Annotated in this window: 1 protein-coding gene; it reads left to right on the forward strand. The window is 65.7% G+C overall.

The window, feature by feature from the left end:
- Positions 1 to 199 (forward strand): hypothetical protein (locus tag B3D39_RS06625; protein ID WP_286789530.1); only part of this gene is annotated, 199 nt, incomplete at its 5' end.
- Positions 200 to 303 lie beyond the last annotated feature (104 nt).

The following is a 303-nucleotide window of genomic DNA, read 5'->3' on the forward strand; positions in this document are numbered from 1 at the left end:
CCCGGTCTATGGCGCACGTCCGCTGAAGCGGGTGATCCAGCGTTCGCTGCAGGACCCGCTGGCCGAGGCGATCCTTGGTGGCGAGATCATGGATGGTGCGACGGTCGAAGTCACCGCGGGCCCGAACGGCCTGATCGTCGGCGGCCACAGCGCGCCTTTGGGGGGCACGAAGCCTGCCGATGGCGTGCCGCTGCACTAAACCTAGCTGAAAACCGATTGAGAGGGGCGGAGCGATCCGCCCCTTTTTCGTCAGCGTCAGGGGCGCTGCCCCTCTTGGCTACGCCAATTCACCCCGGGATATTT

The sequence above is a fragment of the Thioclava sp. UBA3469 genome (genome assembly GCF_002378135.1).
GTDB classification, from domain to species: Bacteria; Pseudomonadota; Alphaproteobacteria; order Rhodobacterales; family Rhodobacteraceae; genus Thioclava; species Thioclava sediminum.